This window comes from Capnocytophaga sp. CM59 (assembly GCF_000293175.1).
Taxonomy (GTDB): Bacteria; Bacteroidota; Bacteroidia; order Flavobacteriales; family Flavobacteriaceae; genus Capnocytophaga; species Capnocytophaga granulosa.
The window spans coordinates 1-15,959 of record NZ_ALNN01000005.1 but is presented as its reverse complement, the minus strand read 5'-3'; the positions used below and the strand labels follow the sequence as shown (position 1 = coordinate 15,959).

Genomic DNA, 15,959 nt, shown 5'->3' with positions numbered 1-15,959 from the left:
AACCTAACCCTTATGTATCAAGAACAACTCCACCGCATTCAGCAAAAGCTCTCCCAAGCCAAAGCTGCCGATAAAGACTTAGAAGTATTTGGCGCCGAGACACATGAGTACCACCTCAACCCTCCCGTAAGCGAGGCGGAAGTCCTTGCCTTTGAAAAAAAATATGGCGTATCCCTACCTGAGGATTACCGAGCCTTTGTACAAACCATAGGCGATGCCAAAGCCCAGAAGTTGGACACTATGGCAGGGCCTTATTACGGCTTGTATGCTTTCGGTACTCAAGTGAATGACCTTGTTTATGACCAAACGGAAACCTACCTCAAAGCCCCTTGTGCACTCTCACCCGATATGACCAAAGAAGAATGGGAAGCCCTCTCCAGTCCGCTATTAATGAATGACGAAGAAGATGAGGATTTTGAAGATGACGAAGAAGATGAAGGTTTTGAAAATTATGAGCGAGAGGAGGACGAAACGCAAACAGAGGAGGACTATACCCAACAGTGTGGAAAAGTCTTTGGCGGACTGCTCCCCTTGGGAAGTCAGGGCTGTGCCTATTATCACGCTTTGGTGCTTACAGGGCCTTATGCAGGACGCGTAGTCAATGTCAATTGGGATTTAATACAACCTACATTTGCTTTTGAAACCAATTTCTTGGATTGGTACGAACGCTATCTTGATGAGGTGATCTCTGGCCAACTCTTGGACGACCGACCTACATGGTTTGGCTACCACAGGGGCGAAGCTGCTGAGGTGCTTCTCACCGAATATGAGCAGACCAACGATCGCAAAACCCAAACCGACTGTCTCGATGGGGTGTATCACAAAAGACCGCCTTTGTCTGATACCGTATTAGACAAAGTAGAAAAGCTCATTGCTTTAAACAATGAGGATAGAGATTTTCTCATTGAAATACTCACCTTGTCCTCCTACAAGCGCGCCAAACCTTATTTGGATACCTTAGTAACCGAGAAGCCCAAGGAAGTATTTCAGTATATATGGTGGTATGCTCAAGACCACTGTGCCGACTGGGTGCCTGTCGTAAAAGAACTCTTGCCCTCTATTACCGATGAGGAAACGTTTGATTTCGCTACCTACCTCCTCACCGAAGGCGATGACAATTTCGAGGAAGTAATCCTTCCTTTTACTGATGATGCAAATCCTCGAATCCGTATAACAGCCTATTATACACTGGGCAAAAGCAAGAAAAGAGAGCAATATCTTGACACTTTTATCAAAGGGCTACAAGAGAGTGATAACAAGGTGTTACACACAGTTATACAAGCACTATCTAAGGTAAAAGACAAGCGCTTGCTGCCCTATTACAAAGAGATAGCCAAGCGTTTTTCTAAAGACGAGGATTATATTCTTTCCAATCTCAAATGGGCATTAGAGCCTTTTGGTCTTACCATAGAGGAAGCAAGAAAGTGAGAAATGAAAAGTGAAGCATGGAAAATATAAGCAGACGAACTAAAGAAAGCCTTCCTTTTGTCCCTCTTCGAGGGATCGGGGGAATCCTGCTCAAGCATATAGAAACGCCCATAGGTACCATGGTGGCTTGTGCTACCGATAAGGGTATTTGTGTGTTGGAGTTTTCCGATAGCAAAATGTTGGAAGCAGAACTGAAAAATATTGCCCAACGAGAGAAAACCACGGTTGTACAAGGTGAAAGTCCCTACTTTGCCCTTTTGGAAGAAGAACTTAGCGAATATTTTGCGGGCAAACGTCAGGTGTTTTCCATACCGCTCCACCCCATGGGAACAGATTTCCAACAGCGTGTCTGGCAGCTCTTACGCACCATTCCCTATGGGCAGACGTGGAGTTACAAAGAGCAAGCCATTGCCTTGGGATCGCCCCAAAGCGTACGTGCCGTAGCCAATGCCAATGGTATGAACCGCATCTCTATCCTAATCCCCTGTCATCGGGTCATTGGCTCCAATGGTACCCTCACAGGCTATGGTGGTGGATTGTGGCGAAAGAAGTTTTTGTTGGAATTGGAGGGAGTGGGAAGTGAAGAATGAAAAGAGAAACCCATGAACCTCAAGAAGAAAATAGAAAAACTATGGATAGTTAATAAGACCATAGAACTGTTGGATAGAGCCTTTGCTTATAACCAGTACTTAGGCTGCTTGTTGACGGGGGTGATCTTTCTCGTTTTATCGCCTATACTATTGTTGTTAGTACCCGTTTTTGAGGTGGCAAATTTGTTTAAAAAATGAAAAAATCATTAGAAAACCTTTTAGCAAAGCAAGGTGTCACCTTACTCAATACCCTCTCTAAAGAAGAGCGACGAGCTCGTACGGAAACTATCAAAGCGCGCTATCGCGAGGCAGGTTATGACGATTTGCCTCACGAACTCGTCACTTTCCTTACCATATTTGACGACAAGGATATCAAACGCCGCGATGGCTATATGGTTTTTATATATTCGCAAAATCTTCCCACTCGCCAAGAAATGCTATACTACGAATCAGATGCAGGTATTACCGAGCTTATTCCCTTTGGTGATGTCAATGCCGATGAAGTTCTCTGTATAGATAGTGTAGGCAGTGTATGGGGCGTGCTTGACCTTACCTCTTGGACGCCAAGAAAGACCTATTACCATCTCTATGGGGGCGACCTCTATACTGCTATTGAGAATATGATCAAAGGCAAAGTAGAAGAAACAATTATACGACCTTAAAACACCATGAAAAACACCCTTTGGCTCTATAAAGATTCTTATCAGATAGAGATAAGAGAAAAGGGAGCACACCCGCCACAAGTAGCGGTTTATCTCTATAAGGCAGAAGAGGAGATAAAAAGCATAGTCCTCACAGCAGGAGGTAGCGTGAGCAGTCTGTGGGAGAAAAGCGCACTGTTAGACGGTGATAGACTCCTTATCACTTGTGGTAATGAAGTATATTGCTTGCTGTTGCCTACAATCGAGGTGTGCTGGCATACGCAGGTGGATATGGCTACTTGTTTTGAGATTGTTCCTTACCAAGATGATTACATTACCCATGGAGAGGTAGAGATATCACGCCTTAATAGGCAGGGCGAAATCCTTTGGCAGTTCAGTGGTAAGGATATTTTTGTCTCGCCCACAGAGTGTATACCCTCTTTTACCCTTACACCCAAAGGAATAGAGCTAATAGATTTTAATTACGAAAGTTACTTGATTGATTATCAAGGTAAAATAATTTAATATTTGTCAAACAATTTTTCTTACGCTATGAAATCGTTCTTTCTTCTATGTTGTTTTGTTCCTTTCTGCTGTTGGGGACAATTTAAGGTCGAGGGAGTGCTAAGGGATAAGAGCAATGCCCCTATCGCTTATTGTACTGTGAAGTTATTACAGGAGGAAAAAGTGGTCGAGGCAACTTTGTCCAAGCAGGACGGTAGTTTTAGCCTACAAGCAGCGGCAGGTACTTATACCCTTACGGTCAGTTCTGTCTTCTACGAAGGGTTTTCTAAAGTACTTTCCTTACAATCAGATACTTCCTTGGGGGAGATCTCCCTTGCTGAAAAAGTGCAAGAACTCTCAGGTGTCTCTATCGCTCGTACCAAAAGCCCTATCACCTATACCGATACAGGAGTGGTGATAGCAGTGGCTGACTCTCGCCTGAAAAACAGAGATAATATACTTGAGATACTTGACTATGCTCCCAGTATCTCCACTGTTAATGGACTAAATATTCTCGGTAGTGATGATATTCAGCTTGTTCTGGACGGTAAGGAGCTTCATTTGCCCAAGGATAAGATCCTGAAGTTTCTAAGTACTATTCCTACCAATACCATTGAGAGTATAGAGGTAGTCGATAGAATGGACGCCTCTACCGAAGCCTCTAAGTTTGGAATAATCAAGATAAATACAATCCAAAAACAAGGTTGGGTAGGGGAGTTGCGCCAGAGAATATACTTCAAACCTCAATTTGGCTATGATAGTGGTGTAGATCTCTTTTATGCTACCGAGAAATATCGTATCTATGGCAATCTCTATCACTTTCGCTCCAAAACCGTCTTAGAGGAGGCAAATGAGCTAACACTCAAGAATGTGCAACGTTCCTATAATAGCACCACTGAAGCCAAGCTAAGGAGAATAGGTAATAATGTTCTCTTTGGAACAGACTATACACCACATGAGAATACAAGTCTGAGTTTCCTTTATATGCTCAATTATGACGAGGATAAGGATCATGACCGAAATACACGTACAGAGGTCTATGATCATAATACCTATGACCATTGGATTGCCAATCATAAGCTTTTTAGCCAGCATTCTACCGATCATACTTTTTCTTTAGCACTTAAGGAAACCTTAGATACACTCAACTCCAACCTACAAGTGAATCTTGATTTCATGAATAGGAAATATGAGAATCCCTCTTGGGAAGAGGAAGCACTGCACAAAGCACTTATAACAACTAAGGTTTTTGAAGAAGCAAATGATGATAAGGTCTTTGTCTATGCTCTTAAGGCGGCTTGGAATAAGAAATGGGCAGATAAGCAGGCATTTTCCCTAGGTACTCGTCTTTCTCTGGTAGATAACCGCCTTTACCAGAATCGTTTTTATCTTGTCAATCAGCAGTATATCAAAGATACCGATTATTCAAAGGATTTTTTTCTAAAGGAATATATACTTGCTCTTTATGCCTCTTATAACTTCCCTATGGGGGAAAGTGCTTCAGTATCCTTGGGGGCTCGCTCTGAGTATAATTATAATGATTTCAACAATAGATCAGCGTATTATTATAACGATGATTGGCAATGGTTATTCAATGCCCAATACAAGGGTCAGTTATGGGGGTATAGCTTTTATATCTCTGCGGCTGAGCGACTCAGTAGGCCGTATTTTAATGCTTTTAATCCTACTTATATAAGATATAGCCCTACTACGGCAGGCGTGGGGAATAAGGAGTTGAAACCAGCCAACACTTACCAAGTTCAATGGGGACATACAGGTAGGCTTAATCTGAGTCTAACTTATCGCTATACCCAAAATAATATTGTATATATGCCTAGTGATGTGGCAGGTATACGGGTTACCCGTCCTGAGAATGCGGGCTATAAGAATGATTTCTTTTTGCATATATCTTCTTTCCAAAAACTAACCGATTGGTGCGAGATGAATGCCAAATTTGTAGGGGGAAGTCTCCATTTCAGACACCCCAATGAGCAGTACCATTCCCTATATGCAGAAGTGTTTTTGTCTCAGCGTTTTTATCTCCCTTGGGATATGGAGTTGGGTGTGAACTACACTTATACATCCGATCACAAGAATATGTATTTCAAGAACTACCAGAGCAATACCTTTGGTGTGGATTTGTTCTATCCGATTTCAGATGCCTTCAAGCTCAATGCTTTTGTAAGTGATCTATTCAATACCTCCAGATCCAAGAGTGAATATGACTTCAACCAAGTGTATAGTTATAGCTACAACAAGGCCAACACACGATTCTTTGGTCTCTCCCTCATTTTCCAGTTTGCCAAAGGCAAAGAGGTAGAGGAGGACGTCAGAGGTAGCGGTATAGAGAGCGAACGTAGTAGGTTATAAAATAAACCGATGGGTCAATGAACCTTAAAGCTCATTGACCCATTGCTTATCAATTCATTAGATTATTAATTCTGTACCATATTCGGATTGGCTTCTATTTCGCTAATAGGAATCTGATACACCCAACGCCTGTCTCCTGCAGGAATATCTATGGCATAGACATGGTTGCTGCCTGCTTGAGTTCTGTTGGCGCCTAATCCCCATCGCTTGAAGTCAAAGAAAGAGGTGCCCTCTCCCCAAAGCTCTATACGGCGTTGCCAACGTACCTCCTCACGCATGGAGGCTTGGTCTGTAGCTGTAGGAGTATAGTAAGGATCGCGGAAGTTCTGCATGAAATAGGTCAAGGTGTTTTGAGCACGGGTGAGTTCGTTTTTCTCCACTAAGGCCTCTATATAGAGTAGTAGTGGGTCTTCCAAACGTAGGAAACAATAATCTCCTAAGAAGCGGGTATCTGTAACATACTTTAGGTTGGCATAATCGGGTAGCTGTGGGTATCTATAGGCGATTGCAGGGGCTTCCGTACGGTTTATATAGAGGTTACGACGCACATCGGTAGGGGCTATATGGGCATAGAGCAGACTATAGATGCTCTTGAAGGCACCCCCTCCTGCATAGCTTATAGGGTTGGTATTGTCTATATTGGAATAGAAGGAATTCCAGTGAGTGGTAGTCTCTTGGGTAATGTCATACCCCCAAAGCCAAGAGGCGGAGGAGATATCCCACTTAGCTGCTTGTACCTCTCCCATGGAGGTAAAGGTAAAATAAGGGCTATTGAGCACCATACGGGTATAGGCAATCACCTTGTCCCATTGCTCAAGATGGGCATATACTTTGGCCAAGTAGGCCGCGGCTACCGCCTTATCTACATCGGTTTTGGTTTCAGTAACTACATAGCGGGCATCATCTACTACCGAAAAATCAGCCAAAAGCTGCTCATATACAGCCGCTACCGTAGCACGAGGCAGTTTGGCATCGGTAGGGCGTAGTACTAAGGGGACGCCTAAGTCATTCTCATGTCCCTTGTAGGAGTGTTGGTAGAGATTGATCAGGTAGTAATAGTAGATGCCTCTAAGGGATTTCAATTCCGCATATTTCTGATATAGTACCGCTTGGGAAGGTGCTTCTGGGAAATATTCCGTAAGTACAGCATTGATAGAGCTGATTTGCTTGTAGAGAAAATTCCATAAAAAGGCCGTACGGGCATATTCGGCACGCCACATATCAAAGTTGTAGTCAAAACCAAACCAGCTATAGGATTGTTGTACCATATCCAGCCCCGAAAGGTCTGTAGCCAGGTGAATGGCCTTCAGCCCAAAGGTCTCTCCACTATTGGATTGAGAGCGTATATTGTTGTTATAGATACCATTGAGTTCTACTTGCAGGAGGTTGGCCTTGGTCTCTACATTTTCCATAAGCTCCTTTTTGCGCTCATCGGTAAGGAAGCCATCTACTTTAGGGTCAAATTCGCTTTTAGAACAGGCACTGATAAGCAGCCCTAAAAGGAATAATGGGAGGTATATATTATTTTTCTTCATGATACATCGGATTAAAAGTTAAGGGTAAGTCCCATAGAAACAGTACGTATAGGACTATATACAGCGGAGCTATTCACCCCTGCGAGGCTCGAACGAGGGTCTAACCCCTTGCGTTTGCTCCAGAGATATACGTTCTCAGCGGTGATATAATAGCGGAGCTTGTTCAGGTGTAGCTTTTGGCAAACCTCTTCAGGCAGACTATACCCTACACTGATGTTTCTTAGCGACAGATAGGAAGCATCTATCAGGAAACGATCGGAGGAGCTCAGTAACTTTTGGTTGGCAAACTCCAAGCGGGGCACATCGGTATGTGGGTTTTCAGGGCTCCAGCGTGCGCGCATGTCGGTATGCCATCCTCTACCCAACTGTCCTGAGTGCATAAGCCCTGCATACTGATAGTCGTAGAACTTGCCGCCAAGCTGGTAGGCAAACTGTAGGGAGAGGTCGAAGTTGTACAGCCTAAAATTGCTACCGAAGCCTCCTTGTAGGTCAGGAATGGAAGAACCGACGAAGCTGCGACTGTTTTCCATTTCGTAGGCGGCACTACCTTTCACCTCATAAGCACCTGTGGCTGGGTTCTTGATATAGAATTGGGCATCTCCATTGTCAGGGTTGACTCCCGCCCAGCGTACCATATAGAAGTCATAGATGCTGCCGCCTTCTTTTAGGATTTGCGAACCGCCTCTGGAGACGCCTTTTTCTCTGAGTTCCTCAGGCAGTTTGGTGATGGTGTTTTTATAGTATAGTCCGTTGAAAGACACAGACCAAGAGAAGTGCTCGCGCTTTATTGGATTTAGGTTGATGACAAAGTCAATCCCTTTGTTTTCCATGTCGGCTACATTTCTCGGTTCGGAGCTAAAGCCTGTGGAGGAGGGGAGGGGCATATTGAAGAGCAAGTTCTTGGTTTTCTTGACAAAGTAATCCGCCTCTATGGTAAGAAGGTGATCCCATAGGGTAGCCTCAATTCCAGTGTTGAAGTTGCCACTCTCTTCCCAAGTGATGTTGCGATTGCCTTTGTAGCGTGCTTGTAGTCCGGCAGTGCTACCATCGGAGGTAACCTCATATAGGGTCATGTAGGGTACCAAGGAGCGACCTCCATCGGGCAGATAGAGTTCATCATTCCCTTGGATTCCATAGCTGGCTTTTAGCTTTAGGCTATTGACAAAAGTGGCTTTTTTCATAAAATCTTCTTGACTCATTAGCCAAGAGCCTCCCACTGACCAGAACGTACCCCAACGATGTTCAGGCGCAAATACCGAAGAAGCATCACGACGTAGGCTGCTGGAGAAGAAGTATTTTTGTTTGTAGTTGGCATTTATCTGCCCAAAGTATCCTTCTATGAAATAGTGGCTCGTATAGGAGTCCAAAGCGGCCAAAACCGCAGCGTTGGAGAACTCACTGTTGCGAGGATCTACAAAATTGCGCTTGGCACCTGTCATAGCGCCCGAACGTGCCTTGTGGGACTCATGCCCCAAAAGGGCTTCAAGATGGTAGTCCTTCCAAGTGTTTTGGTATCGGAGCAACTGGTTGAAGGTCATCACCACAACATCGGAGCGGGATTTAGTGGCATTCCCCCCATATACTTTCCCTTCACCAGCCAAGGGAGTGGTGAAGTTATTGGATTCGTAGAAATTGCCATATACATTCCCTGTGCTGGAGAATTGTAAGTTTTTCAAGAGGGTAGCGTCAAGGGATACGGATTGGTTAAGGTAATAATCCCTCGTCAGGTCTATGTTTTCTTTCTGAGTGCCAAGGGGATTGGCATTGTCATTATACTTACGAGTAGCACCATAGTCATAGCTGCTAAGCACCTGACCCGAATCATCATGTTCGTAGATAGGGTAGATAGGGGCTATGTTACGCGTCCAAGAAAAAGGATTGGAATAGCTAATGGAAGTAGCTCCCTGCTTCTCGGTATAGGTAAGCATGGAGTTGGTATGTATCTTTAGCCATGGAGTGATTTCTCCTCTGTAGGAAAAACGAGATGAATATCGGTTGAAATAAGAGTTGAGGTTATACCCCTCATCGCTTAGGTAACCCAAAGAGAAATAGAAGTTGTTGATTTCAGAACCTTTGGTCAGGCTAAGGTTGTGTTCCTTGCGTACACCTGGTTTGAAAAGTGCCTTTTCCCATTGGTTAAAAGTGGCCGCATCGGAGTACTTTATCTGAGCATTGGGGTTGAGCTTTCCGTTGGCTAAAACAACCTCTTGGTCAGGTACATTGTATATATTGTACCCGCTTCCCACATTGGGGATTAGCTGCTGGCTTGCCCAAGAGCGTGCCACAGCTTCGGGTTGGTTTTGTCCAAATCGGCTTTGGTTATAGAGGGAATGCCATAGGGTTTCGTAGTATTCGGAAGGGGAACTCATAAGGTCATACTCAGGTACCCCGCGATAGTTGAACCCTATACGGCTGTCGTACTGAACGGAGAGCTGGCCTCGTGCGCCACTCTTGGTAGTGATGATAATCACCCCATTGGCACCTCGTGCCCCATAGAGCGCTGCTGCCGATGCGTCCTTGAGGATATTGATACTCTCCACATCACTGTTGTTGATAGCATTGAGACTCCCCTCGTAAGGCACACCGTCCAAGATGACTAAGGGGTTGCTGGAGGCATTGATAGAGCCTATACCTCGTATGCGCACAGAGGCACCCGAACCTGGTTGCCCTGAACCAGAGGAGATCTGCACCCCCGCAACGGAACCTTCCAAGGCTTTTACAACATTGTTGGTCTGTGCTCCTTTGATGGTTTCCTCTTTGACTGTTGTCATCGAACCTGTAAATGATTTCTTGTCGGTAGCTCCATAGGCAACAGCGACCACTTCGGTACCTGTGAGTGCGACCACTTCAGCCTCCAAGGTGATGTCAATAACACCACTCTTTTCTACCGTTTTCTCTTGGGAGAGATATCCCACGCTTGAGAAAACAAGAACGTCATGAGGTTGTACTTTGATTTGATAACGACCATTGCCATCAGTAGCGACCCCTTTTTGGGTGCCTTTGACAATAATAGAGACACCGAGCATTTCCATTCCATCAGTGTCTTTCACCACTCCTTTTACAGTGAGTTGTTGGGCTACAAGCCATAAGGGGCAAAGGGTAAAGAGGAAATACAATAACCTCCAATGTTTGTTTTGCTTCATATCAGAAAGTTTTTTAATAGAAAGCTGCAAATATACATCATTTTTTTGAAAATAAAACAAATAAATTAAATATTTTTTCAATAAACAGTAATGTATTACATAGAGAAATGAAAAGTTTTTAATTTGAATAAGAGTCTTATTTTCATTAAGTTGCTTAAAAACAGACCTTTTGGAGGTTATCTATAAAGAAACTAAAATATGAAGATTGAATAAAATTTAAAAAGTAGTGCTTTTGTTGAATAAAATGCAATATTTTATTTGTTTTTTGTATGCTTAATTTATATTGTAGCAGGGCTTACTTATATTGTACTTACAATAGTGTCCCGTTAAATTTTATAGTTCTTGTATTGTAGTTATGTGCTGGCGCGAGTCACATACTCGCTTCCAAGTATTCAGCGACTTTAGCTCGTGCCTTATACAGAGAGAGCTTGTAGCTCTTTTGTTTAAAGATAGAGGTTCTTTCTAATAGAAGAGAAAAATCAGGCAAAAAACTTTTTGCCTAACTTTTTTTTGTTTCTTACTTTTATTTCGTACTTTTGCGGAGAGTATAAATAATAAAACAATATGCAAACCAATACAATTACTTTCAAAGAAGCGCTACCTTTTCATAAGTATCAGTCATTAATGAAATTTTTGAATGATATAGGCGTGGAGATCATAGAACCTGAACAGACAACTTTTTCTGAACTAACCTCAGAGGACTTGGAAAGAATTTATTGCTCTAAAGAACAATCAAAACTAGGGTTAGTTACTCAGCACTCAGAGGTACAAAAAAGAGCAATGGAGAGAAAACTCAATAGAAAATGAATATAGTTTGGACAACTCAGGCGCAAACAAGCTATTATGAGACACTTGATTATTGGGACGAACATAATGGTAGTGATGTCTATTCAAATAAAATAATAAAGGCAATAGACACCTTAGCACAGGAACTTATGGAAAATCCTTACTTTTTAGCGAAGTATGATGAAAAACTTAATCTATATAGAAGAACAATTCTAAAAGGACGGTTTCTTATCTATTATGAAATAAAGGAAAAAGAAGCTATTATTGAGATACAATATTTCCGTAGTAGCTATCAAAAACCATTGTAAGACAAACTATCTTACTTAATTGACAAATCATCAAACTGACTAATTGCTTATAGCCAAACAGAAATGGTTTGCGGAAAATTAGCAAGAGCAGGTGTAGGGGCTAATGGCAATTAGCCCTTGAAAGAGAGCAAATTAAGAATAAATCCCTTGCCTTATTTATTCGTATTTTTTTCGCATTCTAAATATGATTGACTATAGGTCTTCATCAACAACCAAGATAAAATCGGCTTGTTCATAGCTCTCTTTTTCCAGTTTTTTAAGCGCTGCTTGCGAGGTAGTGGCGATGGTCAAGATGCGTAGATCGGGGCGTTCTCGCCTGAGATACCACCCAATGCCTTGGTAATAGTCAGAGTGGTAGCTCCCATTGAAATGGACAAAAAGGCTGTTGGGTTTTAAGTGTGCTAATATGGATTCGGCCATGGTAGCGTCCTTAATCGCCTGTGCCATAGGGAGGTTCTCCGTGTTGTGTCCCGACATCTTTTTCATCTTTTCGTATTGGGAGAGGCTGCCGTCATAGGCGAAAGGTAAGCGTACGATCCATTGCTTCTCAGTGGAAGTAAGTGTATCAAAGGCTTGGATTCCCTTCTTATATACAAGGGTGGCATATTGGCGAGGCATATTGGTCGCTACAAAAGGTAGTTGGTGCTTCTTGGCAAAATCCACCAAGGGCTTATAATCCGTCTTGTAGTTCTTCCATAAGCGGGCTAAGGTGTCTAATCCCTTTTGGTCAATAGTCCCTTGCAAGTAGCGATCAAGGGCTTCTTGGTTATCCCGCTCCAGCATCTCCGCCCCTAAGACAAGCGGACGCTTGGGTTGTAGGTCTTTAAGAAGTTCAAGTTCTAACCAATGGGCAATAGGGTTGTTGTGATACTCGCCAAAGAGTACTATATCGGCTTTTTCACTCTTTCTAAGAAGTTTCTTGTAGGAAGTGCGCCTACCGTTTTTATCAAAGAAAACATAGGCTTTCTTATCCTGAGCAAACCCTCCTACAGTCAGCAACAGCCCCAAATAAAACAAAACTATCCTCATAGCCCTTCACTTTTTACTTTTCACTTTTCACTTAATCTGTCCCCACTGTTGTGCATGAGTAGGCGCCAATTTCATCAGTACTTTCTGTACCTCTTGTCGTTTCTCTAAGGGCTTGCCCTCCGAGAGGATCTGGACGAGCTCATCTGCCTTGGCATCAAAGAAGAGCTGAGCGAGGAAGCGGTTGATACGGCTATTGTCCATCTTGTCAAGTTCTATAAGCGCCTCGGCTATACCATTTTTAGCTTTCTGGGTGTCTTGGCTCATCAGGTCTAAGCCCTTGCGGTGATAAGCATAGAGCACCTTGTGTAGAGAAGCGAAGTCATCGGAAAGCAGGTCGGTAATCATCTGCCAGCGGTTGTTAGAGCCATTCTGTAGCCAAGCATTGTCTCCACTTCCTTGGGCATTGAGTACCACAGTCAGGGCTTTCTCAAAGTAGGGTTTGCCTCCATCAGGGGAGAAAGTATCAGCGTCTACTCCTATGATAATCAGTGCATAGTAGGCGATAAAGGAGGAAAGGTTAGAAGTAAAGTTGCTGGGGTTGAAGTAGATAGGTTCGTTCTCCAAGTAGGAAAAAGTAACCCCTTTCTCTTGGTAGTTCATCAGCGGTGTTTGGTAGCCACTCCCATACACAGGGCGGAAAGCCTGTATCTGTACATCGGTAGTGAGCATATTGTTCTCATAGGAAGAGACGGTAAAGACGAAAGAACAGTCTATACGTTCGTTCTCCCTTGTCTTGAGGTCTGTCCAAGCCTTGCGGTTGATAAACTCTTGTAGGGAGCGCTGTAGGGTAGCAAATACCCGTTGGTTGGTCTGGTTGACCCGTTGGGTGTTGATCGTAACCTTGCAAGAGAGTTCTTGGGCGAAAATACCCCAACTCAGCAGCGAAAGAATAATAAGAAGTTGTTTTTTCATAATGTTATCGTTGTGTATGTAGGGGCAAATGGCAATTTGCCCTAGTTATAATGGCAATTTGCCTTTTGATTTATAACAATTCGTCGTGAATAAGGGTAAGGATATCAGCCGCAATTTCTGTTTTAGTTTTCAGCGGTATAGGCACGACCTTATCCTCACGGGTGATAAAAGTAACTTGGTTGGTATCCACCGAGAAGCCGGCACCCTTGTCATTGAGCGAGTTGAGCACTATGGCATCTAAGTGCTTACGGGTGAGTTTCCCCTTGGCATTCTCCAATTCGTTTTCTGTTTCTAAGGCAAAACCAATAAGTAGCTGTTTGTCCTTTTGAGCACCCAAGGACGCTAAAATATCTTGAGTCTTGGTCAGCTCCAGCGTCAGCAGATCGGTTTTCTTTTTAATCTTTTGGGGAGCTTGCACCATAGGCTTATAATCGGCAACGGCAGCGGCCAATATCGCTATATCGGTATCGACAAAGGCCTCTTGAGCGGCCTCATACATCTGTTGAGCACTTACCACAGGGCACACCTTTACACTATTTTCTATAGCGTGAGGGGCAGTAGGGCCAAGGATAAGGGTAACCTCTCCCCCCATCCGAGCCGCCATATTAGATAGCGCAACCCCCATCTTACCAGAAGAGAAATTGCCTACAAACCGTACAGGGTCTATCATCTCGTAGGTAGGCCCTGCGGTGATGAGGAGCTTTTTGCCCTTAAGTAGCGCTTTCTTAGAAAAGAAAAACTGGGCTAATTGGGCTACAATCCTCTCAGGCTCCGCCATACGTCCCTCACCTACCAAACCACTGGCCAACTCGCCAAACTCGCAGGGAATAAGATGGTTGCCAAAAGATTGTAAAAGAGCGATATTGTTCTTAGTTGTCGGGTGAGCATACATATCCAAGTCCATAGCAGGAGCAAAGAACACAGGGCACTTAGCCGAAAGATAGGTAGCCAATAGCAGGTTATCGCATATTCCATGCGACATCTTGGCCAAGGTGTTGGCCGTAGCTGGAGCTATGACAAAGACATCTGCCCACTGGGCAAGTGCCACATGGCTGTGCCACTCATGTTCCTCAGATGCGAATGCGGTATATACCTTCTCCTTGGAGAGTACCGAAAGGGTAAGCGGGGTTACGAAAGCCTCAGCATCTTCAGTCATAATAACCTTAACGCTTGCTTGTTCTTTGACAAGCAAGCGTACAAGGTGTGGTATCTTATAAGCGGCTATTCCAGCCGTTACTCCGATTAGTATATGTTTCCCCTTAAGCGAAGGAATACTCATGGTTTTGTTTTTCATCAATATAACGATATTCTATATCCCCATCTAGCCATTCCTTTACAGCAATAGCTTGTGGTTTAGGAAGTTTTTCGTAGAATTTAGAAACTTCTATTTGCTCTTTGTTCTCAAAAACTTCTTCCAAACTATCATTATTGATAGCAAACTCTTCTAGTTTTTCTTCCAATTCGCGCTTAATTTCTGCATTGATCTGCGAAGCCCGTTTGGCTATGATAGAAATTGCTTCATAGATGTTGCCTGTCTGGGCATCTATTTTGTTCTTGTCATAGGTAACGGTAGTTTGCGGCGCATCTATGCGTTTCAAATTTATCATAATTCACTTATTTTCTTTAGAATATCTTGGTACATCTTATCTGCCTTCCCCTTGAAAGAGGTCTCTGGGTAGGAGCGAACAAAGGATTCGTAATAGCCCTTGGCCTCTTCAAAGCGTTGTTTTTCTTTGCTTTTGACACTATTTTTTGCCAACTCATAAGCCGAGTGTAGGCGGTAGTACATCGCCTCTTCGCGGAAAGTAGAGCCAGGGTTGTCTATCAAAAAGTTCTCAAAGGACTTGATAGCAGCCTGATAGTCGCGAATCTTGTCATAGCCCTTGGCTATTTCAAAACTCTTCTGCTGGAGCTTGTTCAGTAGCTCCAAGACCATATTGTTAGCCTCCCTTAGGTGTGTGCCATTGGGGTAGCGATCTATATACTCCTGTAGTTCATCCAAGGCCTTAGCCGTCTCGCTCTGGTCTAGGCTATACTTAGGCGACTCCCAAAAGTGGCATTCCCCCTTGAGAAAGAGCGCCTCTTCGGCCTTCTCACTACGAGGGTAATTGCGCAAAAATCGCTCATACTGATAGGCCGCCAGCACGTATTTCTTCCGCTTATAGAAGCTATCAGCATACATATACAAGGCCTCTTCCCCCTGTGGGCGGCCTATATAATAGCCTACTACCTTCTCCCATAGGCGTAACCCACGAGTGTAGTCACCCTTCTCATAGAGGGCTTTAGCTACTTGGTATTTGTATTCGTAATTGTCTGATTTCATGGCTTTTTGGTACTCCCCGCAGGAGGAAAAACCCCATGAGATAGCACAGACAACAGCCAGTACTTTTCCTTTTAGATTCATTGGGCAAAGATACGCATTTTTTTGATACTTCCAACCAAATATTAGTTGTTAATTATCAATTGTAAATTGTTAATAATACAACATGAGTTCGACGTAAGCAAAATTATATTTTTGAGATGTCTATTTAGCTACATACTAATTGACTTTGGGAAACGGGAGAACGTTCTACAATTCTTTTCATCAATTTGTTAAAGAAAGTATCTTTATTTGTGAGCGATTGATTCTAAAACTGTATTCCGCTAAATATCGGTCTATATTAAATTCTGATACCCAAGAATATATACCTCGTAATTTGCGACAGCAATATCC

The 15,959-nt window shown here is 43.4% G+C and carries 14 protein-coding genes and 1 pseudogene; 7 read left to right on the top strand and 8 right to left on the bottom strand.

The annotated features are described in order from the left end of the window. The first annotated feature begins 12 nt into the window (after positions 1-12). The 5 genes from HMPREF1154_RS01450 (at position 13) to HMPREF1154_RS01425 (ending at position 5,533) form a co-directional block, all read left to right on the top strand. Positions 13-1,428 carry a HEAT repeat domain-containing protein gene (locus tag HMPREF1154_RS01450; protein WP_009640759.1) on the top strand — a complete coding sequence of 472 codons (1,416 nt, stop codon included), beginning with the start codon at positions 13-15 and terminating at the stop codon, positions 1,426-1,428. Between the two features lie 17 nt (positions 1,429-1,445). Beyond that, positions 1,446-2,018: a methylated-DNA--[protein]-cysteine S-methyltransferase gene (locus HMPREF1154_RS01445; RefSeq protein ID WP_009640882.1), complete on the top strand. Its 573-nt coding sequence runs from the start codon at positions 1,446-1,448 to the stop codon at positions 2,016-2,018. 194 nt (positions 2,019-2,212) lie between these two features. Further along, positions 2,213-2,680 (top strand): SUKH-3 immunity protein, encoded by a 468-nt coding sequence (locus HMPREF1154_RS01435; protein ID WP_009640830.1) that lies wholly within the window; start codon positions 2,213-2,215, stop codon positions 2,678-2,680. 6 nt (positions 2,681-2,686) lie between these two features. Next, entirely contained in the window at positions 2,687-3,184 is a 498-nt protein-coding gene (locus tag HMPREF1154_RS01430; RefSeq protein WP_009640859.1) for a hypothetical protein, read from the top strand. A gap of 27 nt (positions 3,185-3,211) precedes the next feature. Continuing rightward, on the top strand, positions 3,212-5,533 hold the full coding sequence (locus HMPREF1154_RS01425; protein ID WP_009640742.1) for an outer membrane beta-barrel family protein: 2,322 nt from the start codon (positions 3,212-3,214) through the stop codon (positions 5,531-5,533). A gap of 65 nt (positions 5,534-5,598) precedes the next feature. Here the strand turns inward: HMPREF1154_RS01425 and HMPREF1154_RS01420 are convergent, their stop codons facing one another. Together HMPREF1154_RS01420 and HMPREF1154_RS01415 are read right to left on the bottom strand one after the other, a co-directional pair. After that, positions 5,599-7,068: a RagB/SusD family nutrient uptake outer membrane protein gene (locus HMPREF1154_RS01420; RefSeq protein WP_009640817.1), complete on the bottom strand. Its 1,470-nt coding sequence runs from the start codon at positions 7,066-7,068 to the stop codon at positions 5,599-5,601. A gap of 11 nt (positions 7,069-7,079) precedes the next feature. Next, positions 7,080-10,211 carry a SusC/RagA family TonB-linked outer membrane protein gene (locus HMPREF1154_RS01415; protein WP_034566666.1) on the bottom strand — a complete coding sequence of 1,044 codons (3,132 nt, stop codon included), beginning with the start codon at positions 10,209-10,211 and terminating at the stop codon, positions 7,080-7,082. A gap of 564 nt (positions 10,212-10,775) precedes the next feature. Here HMPREF1154_RS01415 and HMPREF1154_RS01410 point away from each other — a divergent pair. Together HMPREF1154_RS01410 and HMPREF1154_RS01405 are read left to right on the top strand one after the other, a co-directional pair. Beyond that, positions 10,776-11,018 carry a hypothetical protein gene (locus HMPREF1154_RS01410; RefSeq protein WP_009640884.1) on the top strand — a complete coding sequence of 81 codons (243 nt, stop codon included), beginning with the start codon at positions 10,776-10,778 and terminating at the stop codon, positions 11,016-11,018. Continuing rightward, positions 11,015-11,305 (top strand): type II toxin-antitoxin system RelE/ParE family toxin, encoded by a 291-nt coding sequence (locus HMPREF1154_RS01405; protein ID WP_009640820.1) that lies wholly within the window; start codon positions 11,015-11,017, stop codon positions 11,303-11,305. Before HMPREF1154_RS01410 ends, HMPREF1154_RS01405 begins: the two co-directional genes overlap by 4 nt. 192 nt (positions 11,306-11,497) lie before the next feature. On the opposite strand, the gene HMPREF1154_RS01400 is transcribed toward HMPREF1154_RS01405, so the two are convergent. The 6 genes and pseudogenes from HMPREF1154_RS01400 to HMPREF1154_RS13065 form a co-directional block, all read right to left on the bottom strand. Continuing rightward, complete coding sequence (locus HMPREF1154_RS01400) at positions 11,498-12,334, bottom strand: ChaN family lipoprotein (protein ID WP_009640877.1); 837 nt, start codon at positions 12,332-12,334, stop codon at positions 11,498-11,500. A gap of 27 nt (positions 12,335-12,361) precedes the next feature. Further along, entirely contained in the window at positions 12,362-13,246 is an 885-nt protein-coding gene (locus tag HMPREF1154_RS01395; protein WP_009640744.1) for a type IX secretion system protein PorD, read from the bottom strand. Positions 13,247-13,316: 70 nt separating this feature from the next. Then, complete coding sequence (gene coaBC, locus HMPREF1154_RS01390) at positions 13,317-14,525, bottom strand: bifunctional phosphopantothenoylcysteine decarboxylase/phosphopantothenate--cysteine ligase CoaBC (RefSeq protein ID WP_009640836.1); 1,209 nt, start codon at positions 14,523-14,525, stop codon at positions 13,317-13,319. Beyond that, entirely contained in the window at positions 14,506-14,850 is a 345-nt protein-coding gene (locus HMPREF1154_RS01385) for a DNA-directed RNA polymerase subunit omega (protein ID WP_369730988.1), read from the bottom strand. Before HMPREF1154_RS01385 ends, coaBC begins: the two co-directional genes overlap by 20 nt. After that, a complete protein-coding gene (locus HMPREF1154_RS01380; protein ID WP_009640767.1) occupies positions 14,850-15,650 on the bottom strand; it encodes an outer membrane protein assembly factor BamD in 801 nt (266 codons plus the stop codon). The genes HMPREF1154_RS01385 and HMPREF1154_RS01380 overlap by 1 nt, the downstream gene beginning before the upstream one ends. Positions 15,651-15,774: 124 nt before the next feature. Further along, positions 15,775-15,959 (bottom strand): annotated as a pseudogene (locus tag HMPREF1154_RS13065) (IS1595 family transposase); the annotation flags it as partial.

Excerpts from the sequence above, each read along its gene's own strand:
- HMPREF1154_RS01380 (WP_009640767.1), bottom strand. The coding sequence starts at position 15,650 with ATGAATCTAAAAGGAAAAGTACTGGCTGTTGTCTGTGCTATCTCATGG.
- HMPREF1154_RS01420 (WP_009640817.1), bottom strand. The coding sequence starts at position 7,068 with ATGAAGAAAAATAATATATACCTCCCATTATTCCTTTTAGGGCTGCTT.
- HMPREF1154_RS01425 (WP_009640742.1), top strand. The coding sequence starts at position 3,212 with ATGAAATCGTTCTTTCTTCTATGTTGTTTTGTTCCTTTCTGCTGTTGG.
- HMPREF1154_RS01405 (WP_009640820.1), top strand. The coding sequence starts at position 11,015 with ATGAATATAGTTTGGACAACTCAGGCGCAAACAAGCTATTATGAGACA.
- HMPREF1154_RS01410 (WP_009640884.1), top strand. The coding sequence starts at position 10,776 with ATGCAAACCAATACAATTACTTTCAAAGAAGCGCTACCTTTTCATAAG.
- HMPREF1154_RS01445 (WP_009640882.1), top strand. The coding sequence starts at position 1,446 with ATGGAAAATATAAGCAGACGAACTAAAGAAAGCCTTCCTTTTGTCCCT.
- HMPREF1154_RS01395 (WP_009640744.1), bottom strand. The coding sequence starts at position 13,246 with ATGAAAAAACAACTTCTTATTATTCTTTCGCTGCTGAGTTGGGGTATT.
- HMPREF1154_RS01450 (WP_009640759.1), top strand. The coding sequence starts at position 13 with ATGTATCAAGAACAACTCCACCGCATTCAGCAAAAGCTCTCCCAAGCC.
- HMPREF1154_RS01430 (WP_009640859.1), top strand. The coding sequence starts at position 2,687 with ATGAAAAACACCCTTTGGCTCTATAAAGATTCTTATCAGATAGAGATA.
- HMPREF1154_RS01415 (WP_034566666.1), bottom strand. The coding sequence starts at position 10,211 with ATGAAGCAAAACAAACATTGGAGGTTATTGTATTTCCTCTTTACCCTT.
- coaBC (WP_009640836.1), bottom strand. The coding sequence starts at position 14,525 with ATGAGTATTCCTTCGCTTAAGGGGAAACATATACTAATCGGAGTAACG.
- HMPREF1154_RS01400 (WP_009640877.1), bottom strand. The coding sequence starts at position 12,334 with ATGAGGATAGTTTTGTTTTATTTGGGGCTGTTGCTGACTGTAGGAGGG.
- HMPREF1154_RS01435 (WP_009640830.1), top strand. The coding sequence starts at position 2,213 with ATGAAAAAATCATTAGAAAACCTTTTAGCAAAGCAAGGTGTCACCTTA.